This window comes from Mucilaginibacter rubeus (assembly GCF_014643835.1).
Taxonomy (GTDB): domain Bacteria; phylum Bacteroidota; class Bacteroidia; order Sphingobacteriales; family Sphingobacteriaceae; genus Mucilaginibacter; species Mucilaginibacter rubeus.
In genome coordinates this window covers 269,023-285,600 of the sequence record NZ_BMKD01000002.1, presented here as the reverse complement: position 1 = coordinate 285,600, position 16,578 = coordinate 269,023, and the positions used below count along the sequence as shown (strand labels likewise).

Below are 16,578 nucleotides of genomic sequence, written 5' to 3'. Positions count from 1 at the left end.
TATTATTGTGCCATTACAAGGCCGGTGCAGTGCTTGCACGCTAACAGTTAAAACTTAAATATTACCATTACCGGCTTTGGCAGTTGCCATAAGCACTATATCAACCTTTCAAAATTGAACTTTGTGTATTCAATTTAGGTTAAATCAATGTTAGTAAATAGGTTTTGAATGGTAACTTTTCAGTTGCAAAGCAGCGGCATAAATAACACCTGCAGGGTTGGTGCTAAACTGTAAAGGATTGGTTTTTTAAATAAAAATCCCTTATACCGGTTAGGGTATAAGGGATTTATCCGCTTGTTGTTAGGTTAATTTATTGCTTTGGCTTGCCATCAGCATCAAGCTCAACAATCGGGTAGCCCAGTTTTTGCAGGCCCGGATAGATCCTTGCCTTATCGCCAACAACCAAAATGATCATGTTGTCGGGATTGAGGTATTTTGAAGCAAGCCCATTGATCTCGGCGGGAGTAATGGTCGATAGTATCTTGCTTTGCTCGTCAACAAAAGTAGGTTTAAGGCTGTACTCCTGGATGCGCGATAAAAACGCCGCTTTTTGGGCGTTGGTTTCATAACGACGGGCATCACTCTGGCCGATAGAAGTTTGGGTGAACTTCAATTCTTCGGGTGTAATCCCGGTTTTTTGGTAGTTGGTGATCTCCTTCATAAACTCAACCACCGAGCTATCGGTAGCCGTAGCCAATACGCCGGCCGAAGCGGTGAAGTCGCCGCCATATTTACCCGAACTGAAAGATGAACGGGCTCCATATGTCCAGCCTTTTTTCTCACGCAGGTTAAGATTGATGTGACTGTTGAAAGCGCCTCCTAAAATGTAGTTAGCTATGTTCAGCTTATAATAATCGCCTGTTGCATCATAGTTTAGTTTATCCAGATACCCAATACGGATCTCAGATTGTGCCGCGCCTGGGATATCAACCAGGTATAAAGTGGTTTTATCAAATGTTTTACCCTCAGCAGGAGCCGGGATGGTCACCTTTTTATCCTTCCAGGTATTGAGGAAAGCGAGCGCGCTTTTTGCAGATGCCTCGCTAACATCGCCTACCACAACAATTTTGGTTAACGATGGCGAAAAGTTTTTATCGTAATAGTCCTGAACATCCTGCAATGTTATACCTGCAACAGTTTCTTCATTACCGCCCGCGGCGTAAGTGCGTACGTTATCGGTACCATAAAGGATTTTGCTGTAAACTGTGCTGGCTACGCCTGCAGGTTGGGTTTTAGCTTGTTTAAAGCCTTCCAAAGTTTGCTTCTTGATCCTGTCGAGCGCGTCCTGGGTAAATTTCGGGTGATATAACCTTTCTTCGAGCAGGGACATTGTCTTGCCCAGGTTTTTGGTAAGCGACGATACCTCAGCATCAATCTGATCTAAACTGGCATAAAAAGTGATACTGCTGCCCAGTTTATCCAGTTCGGAGTTGAAATCTTCGGCAGTGTATTTCTGGGTTTCTTCATTCATCATACGGCCGACAATACCTGCCAAACCCGCTTTTGATGGGTTGTTGATGGCAAACAAACCACCGCCTTTAATAGAGATCGACATAGATACCGATGGGATCTCGTTATTTTGAGTACCGATGATATTGATGCCATTTGGTGTATTGGCCGACCATATAGCCGGAACTTTAATGGCCGGGTTAGAGCCAACGCCCGGTTTTGCGGCACGATCAAAACTATCTTTAGGCTTGTGATAGGTTAAACCATTATAGCCATAATCCGGTGCTTTGTAACCTGTGGTATCAACAGTAAAATTATCGGGTGCTACAGGTTGCAGGTTACCGCCTTTAGGCAATACGCTTAATATTACCGCCGGTTTACCTTTAATGTACTGGTTATAAACGCGCATTACATCCTCTTTGGTTACCGCCCGGATAGCAGCAAGTTCGCGGCCAATTTGGTTGGGGTTACCGGTAAAGGTTTGTGCCTGCGCCAGTTCAGATACTTTACCGCTTACGCTCGATAAACTGTTGATATAATCGGCTTCGGCAGTGGCTTTAAAGCGGGCCAGGTCATCATCACTTACACCTTTTTTCTCAAACTCGGCTAAGGATTCATCTACCAGTTTTTTTGCATCACCTAAAGTTTGACCAGGGAAAGGTACAACCCGCATGCTGATCTCACCGGCCAGTTCGGTATTGGATGAACTCATGGTGGCCTGTGCCGCCTTACGGGTTTTTACAAAGTTTTTGTAAAAGATAGAGTTACGGCCCTGGCCGATGATGGCCGATAAAGCATCAAGAGGCGACATGTCTTTATCATAGATCTTTACGCCCGGATAGCTTACAGATAACAAGGGGAACTTGGCGTAATTATCCGTGTAGGATACATACCTGTCGGCCTTTAACACAGGTGCAGGTAAAGACATATTCTTTACCACAGGACCTCTTGGGATCCCGCCAAAATATTTGCTCACCCAGGCAAGGGTTTGTTTTGGGTTAAGATCGCCGCCAATGGTTAGCGTGGCATTATTAGGGCCGTACCATCTCAGGAAAAAGTTTTTAAGATCGTTTACGCCTACTTTATTCAGCTCCTCAATATAGCCAATGGTAAGCCATGAATATGGGTGGCCGTATGGATAAAGTGTTTTTGATGCATACTGGCTAACTAAACCGTATGGGCGGTTATCGTAGTTTTGCCCGCGTTCGTTTTTTACGGTTGCACGCTGCACCTCAAATTTTTGTTGGGTGACAGCATCGAGCAGGAAGCCCATCCTGTCCGACTCCAGCCAAAGCATTTTTTCCAGCTGATTGGCGGGTACGGTTTCATAATAGTTGGTACGGTCGCGGTTAGTTGAACCGTTTAGGGTACCGCCGGCTTCGGTGATGATCTTAAAATGATCGCCATTGGCTACATGATCTGACCCCTGAAACATCATGTGCTCAAAAAAGTGGGCGAAGCCTGATTTACCGATCTCCTCACGTGCCGAACCTACGTGATAGGTGATATCCACATGAACCAGCGGATCGGAGTGGTCTTCGGCCAAAATAACCGTAAGGCCATTAGGTAATACATATTTTTCATAGGGGATCACCAGCTCGGTTCCCTTACGGGTAACCTTTTCAATAAGCTTTGGTTGCGCGGCGGTTTGGGCAACCGCGTTAAACGCCAGTACAGCAATTGATGGAGTGATCAATGCATGCTTTAAAAGTTTGATCATTTGTGTTAATTGTTTAAGTATTAGTCAGTCAACCGGTGCTTCGTTTGGTAAACACCGGAACCACTATATTAAGCAATTTATACTACTGGTTAATATTATTGCGATGTAATTTGATTTGTGTAATGGATTTGTGACGGGTGTGGCGTGTATTTTTCAATTCCCTCCCTGAAAGTTTAAGCTCACCCGCAAAATAATGGTCAAATAGCTGTTGCCAATTTAGTAATCAGGTTAGTTGAACCCCTCTGGGGTTCGGATAAGGGTAGGATGCTATTCTACAAACCTTTTCCCCCTCTGGGGGACTTTTACTATTTAACAGACCGGTATTACTTTAGACGCGCTTAAAAACAGGTGCACCAGAGGTGCAAAAGGTTTGTAGCTGAAAAATAGAAATATCCTTTGCCCCAGAGGGGCAAAACAAACGCCTTGCTGATTATACGCAACAATTTTGTGGGCAGAGAGGCGGCGCGCAGGAAAAGAGCGACGGCAAGGGTGTTTCTGCTGCGTGTTTAGCAAAAATGCTGAAACACGCCCTACAACCTCTCAAGAGGGGAATCGCACATTTCCACGCTTTTGATGACCCATAGAAACAAAAAAGGTACCTAAATAAGTACCCTTTTTCTATTAATGTTATCTATCTATTTATCTCCAACCACCGCCCACAGCCTGGTATAAATTAACCGAGCTTAAGAAAATATCCCGCTTAATACCGGCCAGTTCAAGCTCGGCGTCAAGTACGCTGCGCTGGGCTGTGATGATCTCTAAATAATTGGCCCGGCCAACAAGGTACAGATCGTTAGCTACAGACAAGGCATTGTTTAGCGATTGCAGCTCCTGTTGTTTAAATTCAAAAGCGCGGTTAAAATTCTCTATCCCGCTCAAATTATTCTTTACTTCCTGGAAACCGGAAAGGATACTTTTTTGATAGTTGTACACCGCTATTTTCTGTTCAGCTATAGTCCGCTCATATTCGGCTTTGATTGCTTTGCGGTTAAAAATCGGAGCGGTGATGCCCCCTAAAATACCATAAGTAAACGAAGCCGGATCAAACAACAGGTTTGCCCTGAAGCTGTTATAGCCAACATAAGGAGTTAAAGTTAAAGTAGGGAAAAAGTTTGCCCTTGCCGCTTTGATATCCGCGTTCATGGCGGTAAGCTCCAGCTCCGCACTTCGGATATCCGGGCGGTTCAGTAACATTTGCGATGGAACTCCTGTACCAACAACCACCGGTAGTTTCGTTTTCATGATAGAGGTGTCCCGTGTTACCATGCCGGTATAACTTCCGGTTAAAAAGCGGAGTTGATTTTCGGTTTCGGTGATCTGCTGGCGGGTGGTAAACTCCAAACCTTTGGTACGGGCCAACTGCGCTTCAAATTGCTGCACAGCCAACTCCGTAGCGCGGCCACCCAGTTTTTGGATTTTAACGATCTCCAGGGCGTGTTCCTGCAGCCTGATGTTTTTTTTGATGATGCCTAATTCGGTATCGTAAGCCAGTAACTGGTAATAAAGCCCTGCAATTTGGGCAGTGAGGGCTGTTGTTACCAGGCGATATCCGCTTTGGCTGGCCAGGAAACGGGCAAAGGCGGCCTTTTTCTGGTTGTTTAGCTTGCCCCAAAGGTCAACCTCCCACGAGCTTTGAAAGCCCAGGAAATAGTTAGGTACAGGATTGGGGATATGCTGATCGCTATTGATGTTATTTGAAAAATTGGTGTCGTAATTACCTACGCCGTTTTGGGTATAATCACCATATTTTTCAACCCCTGCGTTGGCGGCCAGGTTTATGGTAGGTAAAAGCTTTGAGGCGTTGAACCGTAGATTGGCCCGCGCGGCTTCAACCCTTTGCAGGGCGCTTAACAAATCAGGGTTTGCTTTAAGGGCTGTGTCAATCAGGTTAACGAGCCTCTGATCGGCAAAAAACTGGCCTATTGGTAAGGCCGCAATTGTTACCGTATCAGTACTGTTATTGAATGACGATGGCAGATTAGCAGCCACTTCCTGGCCCGTGACCGGTTTGTAACTTTTACAGCCGGCCATGATCACTACCAAAAGTGCCGTATTAAATATATAGAAAATTGCTTTTTTTAGCATTGCAGATATTAATTAATTATTAACGATATCGAGCTCATGATGAGTTACTTCTGTGCCCGGCTTCTTCTTTTTATTTCGTTCGGCCAAACCGGCGAAGATGACATACAAACCCGGAATAAGGATCAATCCGAAAATAGTTCCCATCAGCATCCCTCCGGCAGCAGCGGTACCGATAGAACGGTTACCCATAGCGCCGGCGCCACTGGCTACGCAAAGCGGGATCAAACCGGCTATGAACGCCAGCGAGGTCATGAGGATTGGCCGTAAACGGGATACTGCACCTTCAATAGCGGCTTTTAGCACGCTCAATCCTTCTTTTTGCCGCTGGATAGCGAACTCAACAATAAGGATGGCATTTTTACCTAACAAGCCGATAAGCATTACCAGTGCCACCTGGGCATAAATGTTGTTTTCGAGCCCGGTGATCTTCAGGAAGAAGAACGCGCCGAAAATACCTGTAGGCAATGAAAGGATAACCGGAAGCGGCAGCAAAAAGCTTTCGTATTGGGCAGCCAGCAGCAGATAAACAAAGATCAAACAGATCACAAAGATGTAAATAGCCTGGTTACCTGAAAGGATCTGCTCGCGCGTCATACCCGACCATTCAAAGGCATAGCCTTTCGGCAGTTTTTCGGCAGCAATACGTTCAATGGCTTTAATGGCATCGCCGCTGCTGAAGCCTTTGTCTGCATCGCCGGTAACCATGGCCGACGTGTACATATTATAGCGGGTAAGTTGTTCGGGGCCAAATACTTTTTCCATTTTAATGAAGGTGGAGAAAGGTACCATCTCGCCTTTATCGTTCTTAACCTGCAGGTTAAGTACATCCTCCGGGCGCGACCTGTATTCGGGCGAGGCCTGTACCATCACTTTGTACATCTGCCCGAAACGGATGAAATTGGAAGCATAGAAGCTCCCCATCAACGTTTGCAGGGTCGACATGGCTTTATCAATCGTAATGCCCTTTTGGGCTGCCGTTTGCTGGTCGACAGAGATCATATACTGCGGGAAGTTAGGATCGAAGCTGGTAAATGCCCCGGCAATTTCCGGTGAAGCGTTAAGCGCATTTACAAAGTTTTTGGTTACATCGGCAGCTTTCTGCAAATCGCCCTGGCCGCTTTTATCAAGTACCCTTATCTCGAAACCGCTGGCGTTACCAAAGCCCGGTACGGTAGGCGGGGGAAAGAACTGAATAGATGCATCGCCGATATTCTTCGTTTTAGCGGTTAGTTCGGCGATGATATCGTCTAATGATTCACTGCGCTCATCCCATGGTTTAAGGTTGATCATGGCCATGCCGTACGATGCACCGGCAATCTCATTCACCAAGCTGTAACCCGAAAGGGTTGAAACCGATTCTATAGATTTCATCGATTTGGTTTTGGCTTCAATCTCTTTCAGCACCTGTTCGGTACGCTCAACTGTAGCACCTGCCGGGGTGGTTACGTTCACGTAAAGCATACCCTGGTCTTCAGTTGGGATAAAGCCCGTTGGCAAAATAGCACTGGTTCCCCAGGTAAGGATAAAGAAGCCCGCCAGCAATATCAAAGTAATACCCCTGCGCGGCGAAAGGTAGGTCATGAAGGTTGCATACCTGCCTTGTAACCTGTTGTATTTATCATTAAAACCGCCAAAAAAGCGCTGCATCAGGTTTTTCTTTTTAGGCGCATGGTTGTGCTTGAGCATGATGGCACAAAGGGCAGGGGTCAGCGTCAAAGCATTGACGCCCGATATCACAATGGAAATAGCCAGCGTAAGCGAAAACTGCCGGTAAAATACTCCAACAGGCCCCGACATAAAGGCGACCGGAACAAACACAGCCGACATGACCAGTGTGATAGCCACAATAGCTCCGCTGATCTCGCGCATGGCGCTGATGGTGGCATCCATGGCGTTCATGTGGTTTTCGGTCATTTTTACGTGCACGGCTTCAACTACTACAATCGCGTTATCTACCACAATACCGATGGCTAACACCAAGGCGAAGAGCGTGAGCAGGTTGATAGAGAACCCCAGCATCTGCATAAAAAACAGTGAACCGATGAGAGCTACAGGTACAGCCAGGGCGGGAATTAACGTCGACCGGAAATCCTGCAGAAAAATGAATACTACAATGAAAACCAGGATGAAAGCCTCAACCAGCGTACGTAATACTTCATGTATGGATGCATCCAAAAAGCGTGATACATCATAGTTTACGTTAAAGGTCATCCCGGCCGGAAATGAGCTTTCTTTAAGCTCGGCCATGCGGGTTTTAATGTTGTTGATCACCTCGCGGGCATTAGAACCGGGGCGTTGTTTTATCATGATTGATGCCGAAGGCTTGCCATCAGTATTGGATACCATACTGTAGGTTAGGGAACCGAATTCAACATCAGCAATTTCTTTCAATCTTAATACCGAACCGTCTTCCTCGGCACGGATCACAATGTTTTCGTATTGTTTTGGCTCAAAGAATTTACCCGGATAGCGCAATACATATTGCAGCATCTGAGGGGTTTTATCTGAGCTTTGGCCGGTTTTACCCGGTGCGGCTTCAACGTTTTGCGCACGGATGGCATCTATCACCTCATCGGTTGATACCTTGTAGGCCATCATCCTGTCTGGCTTAAGCCATACCCGCATTGAGTATTCTTTGGCGCCCATGATCTCGGCACGGCCTACACCATCAATTCGTTTAAGTTCCTGTAAAACGTTGATATCGGTGAAGTTATAGATGAATTTTTCGTCCATGCTGGTATCCTGGCTCATGATGTTCAGGTACATCAGCATACTGTTTACTTCTTTTTCTGTAGTAACACCGGCTTTGATCACTTCTTCCGGCATTTCGTCAATAATGGTGGCTACGCGGTTTTGAACGTTAACCGCGGCTTGGTCGGGGTCAACCCCAACATTAAAGTAGATCTGGATCACCGTTAAGCCATCGTTACTGCAAACGGTCGACATGTAGGTCATGCCGGGCACACCGTTAATAGCGCGTTCCAACGGGGTAGCCACAGCTTTGGCGCACACCTCGGCATTGGCACCGGTGTAGTTGGCCGTTACTGTTACCGATGGCGGTACAATATCAGGAAACTGGGTAACGGGCAGCGTTATCAACGCCAGCACACCCAGCATGGTAATTATCAATGAGATAACAAGCGACAGCACTGGTCGCTTTATAAAAGTTTCGAACATAGTTTGTTAGGGTAAGTGTACAATAAACCCGTGCCGCGCGTTTTACGCAGCCGGAAAAAGGAAACATCAGCAATAAATTATTTCATTGCCAGCAACGAATCTTTTGCCATTTTCCCTGGTTTAATGATCATGCCGTCACGTACGTTCTGCGCTCCCTGGTACAAGATTCTGTCGCCTGCCTTTAAGCCGTCTTTTACAATGTAATAGGTAGAAAAACGAGTTTGCGGCGAAAAGGCTTGCATATGTAGTTTATTATCCTTGTCGACTATGTATACGTAACTTTTATCCTGGATATCAAACACCGACTGCTGTGGCACCATGATCACGCTATCGGCTTTAGTAGAGATAAAAAGTTTACCGGTAGCGCCATGCCTTAACAGCTTGTTAGGGTTAGGAAACTTCGCCCTGAAGTTGATAGAACCTGTTTTTTGTTCAATTTCTGCTTCTACAGTTTCTATTTCGCCCTGGTAGGGGAAGTCCAGCCCATCGGCTAATACCAGTTTAACCTTATCACTTGTTTGGCCCGGTGCCGATTCTTTTTTGCGGATGTATTGCAGGTATTCATTTTCAGGGAAACTGAAATAAGCATACATCGAACTGATATCCGATAAACTTGTAAGTAGGGTTCCCTCATCAATCAAACTACCCGATTTAAGCGGTATCCTGTCGATGATGCCATCAAACGGCGCACGGATGTAAGTGTAAGCCAGTTGGTCTTCGGCGCTTTGCACCATCGAGCGTGCTTCTTCAATAGTTGCCCGGTCAGCGCTCATCTTTGATTCAGCAACTTCCAGTTCTGATTTGGAGATTACTTTCTTGTCAACCAGTAGCTTAACCCTTGCTACCTCGAGTTCAGTTGCTTTGGCAGCAGCCATGGCATTACTTAACGCGGCTTTAGCTTTTGACAGGTTTACTTTAAATTCCTGGTCGTTAAGTTTAAATAAAAGCTGGCCTTTTTTTACCTGCTTTCCTTCATCGATGTATATTTTTTCGAGGAAGCCGCGAACACGTGAACGGATCTCGATGTTTTTCTGTGCCTGGATGTCGGCAACGTATGATTTTTGAAGAACGGTATCTCTTGTATTTAAAGTAAGCACTGGTAATTGCAGTGTATCTGCCGCAGTGGCTTCGTTACTGGTTTTAGCTTTTGATGAGCAACCCGTGACAAGTATACCGGCAGCCATGGCCAGCAGGGGTATATAAATGATGATTCTTTTCATTTTTTTCCGGATAGATTATAGGCATAGCAGTGCTAATCACGTACTATTAGCCAATGTTAAAATTTGATTTATAAAACATGGATTTGCCGCAAAGGGCATCTGAAACGGAAAAGGGATCAGAACGGGCTGAGCCTGAAAAGAAAATTGTAATATGCAGGCAAAAAGCCTTTGATGGATTTATTCTGGTTTTGTCGTTTTTCGACTAATGATATAACATCTGCAAGTGAGGCCTGCTGACCAGGCATTAGTGCCGACGAATAATTTACCCGGCTGGGTAAAAAGCGTATGATGTTACGGTTATGGTGAGCTTCGTTGGTATCCGAATCGGGTGAATCATCCTGTACTTCCTGCTGCTGAATTTGACCGATGATCCTTTGATGGGTACGGGAAATTAAATCGGCAGCCGGGCCGGATTTTTTGTAGTGGGTTAAAATTGATTCGGCGTTAGCAGGGGCTACAGCTATTGCAAGCTGGAAAAAAAATAATGCGAAGAATATTTTTTTTATCGTCGGCGCCATGATTGCGAAAATACTAAAATATTTGAAGCTGTTAAAATAAGTTTGTATTTTTTTTGATATAAAATGACATTATTTTTATTTTTTATCCCTGTTTGTTAGGATTTTATCGTTTTAGAGTTCGTTTTTTATTTCAATTGCGCCCTTGAATGTCTCTGTAACAGATAAAACTATTATTTGTTCATGTTTTCTGAATAAGGGTAAAAAAGTGCGATCTAAATTTTACTCAATCAATAATTGTATTTTAGCTACATGCTGCATCACGTTATTGTTCAATGTACCTGCCTGTTAATAGTTATCCTTTTTGTGGTAATGCTGGGGCAAAAAATCAAAATAGCTTATCCTATATTATTGGTTTTAATCGGTTTACCTCTTGGTTTCGTTCCTTTTCTGAAAGGTATCGAAATACAGCCCGATCTGATCTTTGTTATTTTTCTGCCGCCTTTGTTGTATGAATCGGCGTGGAACACTTCCTGGAAGGATTTCTGGAAATGGCGCAGGGTGATCTCCAGCTTTGCGTTTCTGATCGTTATTTTAACATCATGTTTAATCGCGGTTGTGTCAAACAGCCTGATAGCGGGTTTTACCCTGCCCCTGGGTTTTTTGCTCGGTGGGATAATTTCACCACCTGACGCTGTATCAGCAAGCAATATCCTTAAAAATATTAAAATACCTAAACGCTTTATCGCCATTGTTGAGGGCGAAAGCTTGATGAACGATGCATCAAGTTTAGTGATATTCAGGTTTGCGCTTGCCGCGGTTGTTACAGGCAAATTTGCATTAGGACAAGCCACGCTAAGTTTTGTACTGGTGATTGTAATGGGTATCGTTATAGGATTGGCAGTAGGTTTGGTTTTTTATACCATACACCGATGGTTGCCAACTACTGCCAATATTGATATTATCCTTACGTTTATTACACCGTATGCCATGTATATGGCGGCCGAAGAGTTTCACTTTTCGGGAGTGCTGGCTGTAGTAAGCGGCGGGTTGTTCCTGTCGTCACAACGGCACGTGATATTAAGTTACCGCAGCCGGTTGCAGGGGGTTAACGTTTGGGAAACAGTTGCCTTTGTTTTAAACGGTTTCGTTTTTATACTGATAGGGTTAGAATTTCCGGTGATCATCAAGGCGCTTGGGCCCGAAGGTTTGAAACCGGCGATAAATTATAGCCTCATTATAACCGGTGTACTGATACTGGCCCGTTTAGCCAGTACTTTTGGTGCCTCTGTATTTACCGTATTCATTAGCCGTTACATTACCACTGCCGATCCGAGCCCGGGTTGGAAGGGGCCGTTATTGCTGGGTTGGGCAGGGATGCGGGGTGTGGTTTCACTTGCCGCTGCCTTGAGTATCCCCGAGCTTTTACCGTCGGGCGCTGCCTTTCCTCAACGTAACCTTATTTTGTTTATTACATTCGTGGTGATCATGTTTACACTGGTTGTTCAGGGCCTTACGTTGCCCTTATTGGTGAAGTTTGTAAATATGCCCGATCGCGACTATACCGTTTCGCCGGAACAGCAAAAACAGTTGGTCAGGAAAAAGTTATCGAGGTTAGCTTTACAAATACTTGAAGATAAATATGCCGATAGATTAGACGGCAACGATATGATCAAGGCATTCAGGTTAAGGTTGAGTGCCGATATGGAACTGCTGAAAGACTGGGAAAAAGATGGCAGTGAACAACGCGCCGATAATTTTTATCATGATTACCGCTTAATTTTAAATGATGTAATGGATCAGCAGCGGGCCTTGTTACTTACACTGAATAAAAAAGAAAATATCAGCGATGATATTGTAAAGCAGCAATTAGATCTGCTTGATTTGGAAGAAGAGAAATTAAGGCAGCATTTTGAGGTGGTGTAGCCTATTATTTCTTTCATGCATAATAGCTACTTTTGCCGCTCTATATACATCAAACTATAATGAACTGGGATCAACTGTTATCGGCAAAGCGCTGGGGTTACGAGGATAAATATATTGCAAACCATATCGATGCGCGGTCAGAATTTCAGCGGGACTACGACCGGATAATTTTTTCATCCCCATTCAGGAGGTTACAGAACAAAACCCAGGTATTCCCTCTACCGGGAAGTATTTTTGTACATAACCGGCTTACCCATAGTTTGGAGGTAGCCAGTGTGGGCCGTTCATTAGGGCGGATGCATTTCAACCGGATGCTTAAAGAAGATCCGGATGTAGAAAGGAAATATCCGCTGATCAGTGAGATCGGTAATATGGTGGCTGCCGCCTGCTTAGCCCATGATTTGGGTAATCCCGCCTTTGGTCATTCGGGCGAATCAGCCATTTCACATTATTTTGCGGAAGGAGCAGGTAAGGATTACAAAGACACTGTTACTGCGCAGCAATGGGAAGATCTCACTCATTTTGAAGGTAACGCCAATGCCCTGAGATTATTAACGCATCCGTTTGCCGGTAAAGGCCGGGGGAGTTTGGCATTGACTTATTCAACCATCGCTTCTATTGCAAAATACCCCTGTTCATCTGTAGCCGGGCATAAAAAGGGTATCATCTACCGAAAGAAATACGGATTTTTCGCTTCCGAGCAACAGGACTTTGAAAAGATAGCCAATGATTTGGGTTTGATCAGGGTAGAGGACGATGAACTTATTTACAAAAGGCATCCCCTGGTGTACCTGGTTGAAGCTGCGGATGATATTTGCTACAATGTCGTTGATCTGGAAGATGCCCATCGCCTTAAAATACTCTCCTATGAGGAAGTGAAAGCATTGCTAATACCGTTGTGTACTATTCCCAGGATGGAAGAGCGACTGGAAGAGTTTGATGATACAGATGCCAAAGTTGGCTATTTGAGGGCAATAGCCATAAATACTTTGGTAAACCAATGTTCAAATCTGTTTTATGACAAACAGGAAGAGATCATGAACGGTGATTTTAATTCGGCGCTGATGGATGCGATTGAAGAACCGCTCCGGTCTGCCATGAAAGCAATCGAAAAGGTTTCTGTAAAAAAGATCTACAACTATAGTTCGGTAGTGCAAAAGGAAGTTGCTGGTTATAAGGTAATGGGTGGTTTATTGGAAGAGTTTGTCCCTGCTTATTTAAAAAATAATTCAAAATACCACGAGAAACTGATCGAACTGATCCCTAAACAGTTTTTAACCAAAGCCAATGACGATTATTCAAAGATCCAGACCGTTCTTGACTTTGTTTCGGGCATGACCGATCTGTATGCGGTTGAGTTGTTCAGAAAAATTAAGGGGATTTCGTTCCCGTCAATGAGCTGATATACACGAATGCCCGGACGAGGCGTAATAATTCGTGCAAATAATAGTTATTATTGCCCTATGCCGAAAGATATCCGACCTGTACAGATGCATACCATGGAGCAATTGCTTGCTCCGCTTGGTGTTACCAATCAGTATAAAGGCCTGCATATTATGTCGTTTAATCCGGGGGATATTGAGGTGCCTATTTTGCATCCCTTCCGGTCAGACCATTTTTTTTTAACGCTTGTTCATGAAGGTGAGCTATCAATTAATGCCAACCTTTTGGAGTACAACTTAAAAAAGAATAACATCCTGATGGTAGCGCCCAATACCGTTCGCCAGTTTCTGAATGTTTCGCCAGATTGCAGGCTTACCTCGATCATATTTACCTCGGCTTATCTATCTGCTACCAGTATCCACACAAAAAATGTGGAAGCGTTTGATTTTTTATCATCGCAGGTAAATCCGTTACTGGTTATTGATCAGGAGCCGGCCGATAATCTTATATCAATTATGAAAATCCTTGAAAGTAAAATGGATAATCGTAATGATCTGGCATTCCAGGATGAAGTTGTGCTAAGCATTTTTACCGGTTTTATTTATGAGATCGGTGCACTATATCAAAAGCAACAAAAAATAGCGGAAGTAAAAGGTACGCGTAAGGAAGAACTGACCTTTAGGTTTTTAAAAATCCTTCCGCAGCATTTTAAGGAAGAAAGAAGCGTACAGGCTTACGCTGCCATGCTGAATATCACCCCTAAATACCTTTCGCAAACTGTAAAGGAAATAACCGGCAAAACCGCCGGCGAGTTCATTGACGAGATCGTGATCCTGGAAGCTAAAGTTGCCCTTAACGACCCCTCGTTAACCATAGCCCAGATTGCTGCCTATCTCAACTTTGCTGATCAATTCTTTTTTAGCAAGTTTTTCAAAAAACAATGCGGTACCAGTCCCAGTAAATACCGTCAAACGCCTTTATAAGCCTGTAGCCCTCCCTGGAGAAATTCTTCTCAGCCCAATCTCAAAGATCCATTAAATAATATATTCCGTTATAATTTTAATTGCAAATGAAAAGTATCGTTGCAACACTGTAACTATTATTACCATTTCATTACAATGTTTTTAGTAAAAACGACTTTTTGACATATTGCGCCATCCTTTAAACATTCTGCAAAAACGATAATTGAGCCACTTTTGCCCTGTCATCAGTTGTTGATGCAGCCGGGCGTAATAGTGTGCCCGGTTAAACGCCAGGTTTGTTTATGCCGATAAGGGACACAGGTGCCGAGCAATTAATTAAGGACACCGCAAAACACATTTTTTTTGCCGAGGGGCGGCTCCACGCCAATACCCAGGATATTGCCGACGCGGCCGGTGTAAGCCGCACCTTGTTAAATTACTATTTCCGCACTAAGGATGTTTTAATTGAGCAGGTGTTTAAGGAAGCTATGCTTGCTTTAACAACCCGCCTTGATGCTGTTATGGCATCCGACATGCCATTTAAAAGCAAGGTTGAAAGTTTTATAGAATTGTTTTTAACTGAGGCCAACAATTACCCTTACCAGGAAACTTTTTTGATCACCGAGATCAATTCAAACATCTGTAAGTACACAAACGAGGCCAGGCCTCACCATATCAATAAGTTCATGGAGCAGATCAGCGCCGAAATGGAAGCGGGTAATATTGAACGGATGAACCCCATGCATTTTGTGCTGAACCTGTTTTCGCTGATGTCATACCCGCTTATCATGGGGCCCATATATAAAAAGGCCTTTAACCTGAGCAATGAAAGTTATACCTGCCTCATTAATGAGCGAAAGAAGATGATCTGTAAAATGATTTTCCAGTAAAAAATTTATCCGGTGATTAACGTAATCGTCAAACAAAATAATTTAACACACATCACAATGTCTTCAATATCAATTCACTCCAATAACTACAAGTTTATATTTATGAAAAATACAGTTCAACTGCTAACCGGCTTTGGGGCCGCCTTAATTCTACTGTCGTCATGCGGCGGCAGCCAAAATCAGGGCGGTGCCATGGCTGCGGGAGCTCCCCAGCCACCACAAAGCTACCCGGTTTTTAAAATCAGTTTACATGACGCTACGCTGAACAACGAATACCCTGCCACGCTCCAGGGGCAGCAAAATATAGAGATCCGTCCTAAAGTTGATGGTTATGTAGATAAGATCTACATTGACGAGGGCAGCGTTGTAAAAAAGGGCCAGCTGCTTTTTAAGCTCAGCGCGCCGCAATATGCCCAGGACGTAAACACCGCCACCGCGGCCATCGCTAGTGCCGAAGCTGATGTAAGTGCTGCCCAATTGCAGGTTAACAAAACCAGGCCGTTGGTTGAAAAAGATATCATCAGCCACTATGAGCTTGAATCGGCGGAGTATACATTAAAAGCCCGCAAGGCTACCCTTGCCCAGGCAAAAGCCAGTTTAGCAAACGCCAAAACCAATTTAGGTTATACGGTCATAACCAGCCCGGTTGATGGCGTGGTAGGGGCCATTCCTTATAAATTAGGTAGCCTTATCACCGGTTCAACCGCGCAGCCTTTAACAACAGTGTCCAATATCGGTAAGGTGTATGCTTACTTCGCGCTGAATGAAAAGCAGCTGCTTGATTTTTCGAGAACGGTAAAGGGAAAAACCATGAATGAAAAGCTGGCCAACACGCCTCCTGTTTCACTGGTATTGCCGGATGGCAGCACTTATGCCGAAAAAGGTAAGGTGGAAACCATCAGCGGTTTAATTAATACCGAAACCGGATCGGCAAGTTACCGGGCCGCATTCCCAAACCCTGTTGGCCTGATCCGCAGCGGCGGAAGTGCTACTATACAGATCCCCCAGACTGTAAAAGATGCCGTGCTGATCCCTCAAAAAGCCGCTTATGAGCTGCAGGGAAAGCATTTTGTTTATGTGGTTGACGGCAAAGGAGCGGTTAAAAATACCGAAGTGAGCGTTATGGAGCTCACCACAGGCCAATATTATGTAGTGACCGAAGGCCTTAAGGCAGGTGATACCATTGTTACCGATGGCGCAGGCAGTTTAAAAGACGGCATGGTTATCAAACCGGAAGTACAGGAAAACGCCGCGGTATATAAGGATCTAAAATAATTTTCACAACACCGGCCGGATTCCTTTTTACCCGGC

At 44.6% G+C, this 16,578-nt stretch carries 10 protein-coding genes; 5 read left to right on the top strand and 5 right to left on the bottom strand.

Annotated features, from left to right (window positions below; all coding sequences use genetic code 11):
- Positions 1-310: 310 nt before the first annotated feature.
- The 5 genes from IEX80_RS07640 to IEX80_RS07620 all read right to left on the bottom strand — a co-directional run bounded on the left by IEX80_RS07640 (position 311) and on the right by IEX80_RS07620 (position 10,169).
- Positions 311-3,169: a M16 family metallopeptidase gene (locus IEX80_RS07640; RefSeq protein ID WP_188832551.1), complete on the bottom strand. Its 2,859-nt coding sequence runs from the start codon at positions 3,167-3,169 to the stop codon at positions 311-313.
- 639 nt (positions 3,170-3,808) lie between these two features.
- Complete coding sequence (locus tag IEX80_RS07635; protein ID WP_188832550.1) at positions 3,809-5,254, bottom strand: TolC family protein; 1,446 nt, start codon at positions 5,252-5,254, stop codon at positions 3,809-3,811.
- A 12-nt stretch (positions 5,255-5,266) separates the two neighbouring features.
- Positions 5,267-8,431 (bottom strand): efflux RND transporter permease subunit, encoded by a 3,165-nt coding sequence (locus IEX80_RS07630; protein WP_188832549.1) that lies wholly within the window; start codon positions 8,429-8,431, stop codon positions 5,267-5,269.
- A gap of 77 nt (positions 8,432-8,508) precedes the next feature.
- Positions 8,509-9,651 (bottom strand): efflux RND transporter periplasmic adaptor subunit, encoded by a 1,143-nt coding sequence (locus IEX80_RS07625; RefSeq protein WP_188832548.1) that lies wholly within the window; start codon positions 9,649-9,651, stop codon positions 8,509-8,511.
- Between the two features lie 116 nt (positions 9,652-9,767).
- On the bottom strand, positions 9,768-10,169 hold the full coding sequence (locus IEX80_RS07620; protein ID WP_188832547.1) for a hypothetical protein: 402 nt from the start codon (positions 10,167-10,169) through the stop codon (positions 9,768-9,770).
- A 249-nt stretch (positions 10,170-10,418) separates the two neighbouring features.
- On the opposite strand from IEX80_RS07620, the gene IEX80_RS07615 reads away from it, so the two are divergent.
- The 5 genes from IEX80_RS07615 to IEX80_RS07595 all read left to right on the top strand — a co-directional run bounded on the left by IEX80_RS07615 (position 10,419) and on the right by IEX80_RS07595 (position 16,542).
- Positions 10,419-12,032 carry a Na+/H+ antiporter gene (locus tag IEX80_RS07615; protein ID WP_188832546.1) on the top strand — a complete coding sequence of 538 codons (1,614 nt, stop codon included), beginning with the start codon at positions 10,419-10,421 and terminating at the stop codon, positions 12,030-12,032.
- A gap of 59 nt (positions 12,033-12,091) precedes the next feature.
- Positions 12,092-13,435 carry a deoxyguanosinetriphosphate triphosphohydrolase gene (locus IEX80_RS07610; protein ID WP_175489983.1) on the top strand — a complete coding sequence of 448 codons (1,344 nt, stop codon included), beginning with the start codon at positions 12,092-12,094 and terminating at the stop codon, positions 13,433-13,435.
- A 60-nt stretch (positions 13,436-13,495) separates the two neighbouring features.
- Positions 13,496-14,398: a helix-turn-helix domain-containing protein gene (locus tag IEX80_RS07605; RefSeq protein WP_188832545.1), complete on the top strand. Its 903-nt coding sequence runs from the start codon at positions 13,496-13,498 to the stop codon at positions 14,396-14,398.
- A 281-nt stretch (positions 14,399-14,679) separates the two neighbouring features.
- The gene (locus IEX80_RS07600) at positions 14,680-15,267 is read left to right on the top strand and encodes a TetR/AcrR family transcriptional regulator (RefSeq protein WP_188832544.1); all 588 of its coding nucleotides are present in this window, start codon (positions 14,680-14,682) and stop codon (positions 15,265-15,267) included.
- 102 nt (positions 15,268-15,369) lie between these two features.
- Positions 15,370-16,542 (top strand): efflux RND transporter periplasmic adaptor subunit, encoded by a 1,173-nt coding sequence (locus tag IEX80_RS07595; RefSeq protein WP_188832543.1) that lies wholly within the window; start codon positions 15,370-15,372, stop codon positions 16,540-16,542.
- Positions 16,543-16,578 lie beyond the last annotated feature (36 nt).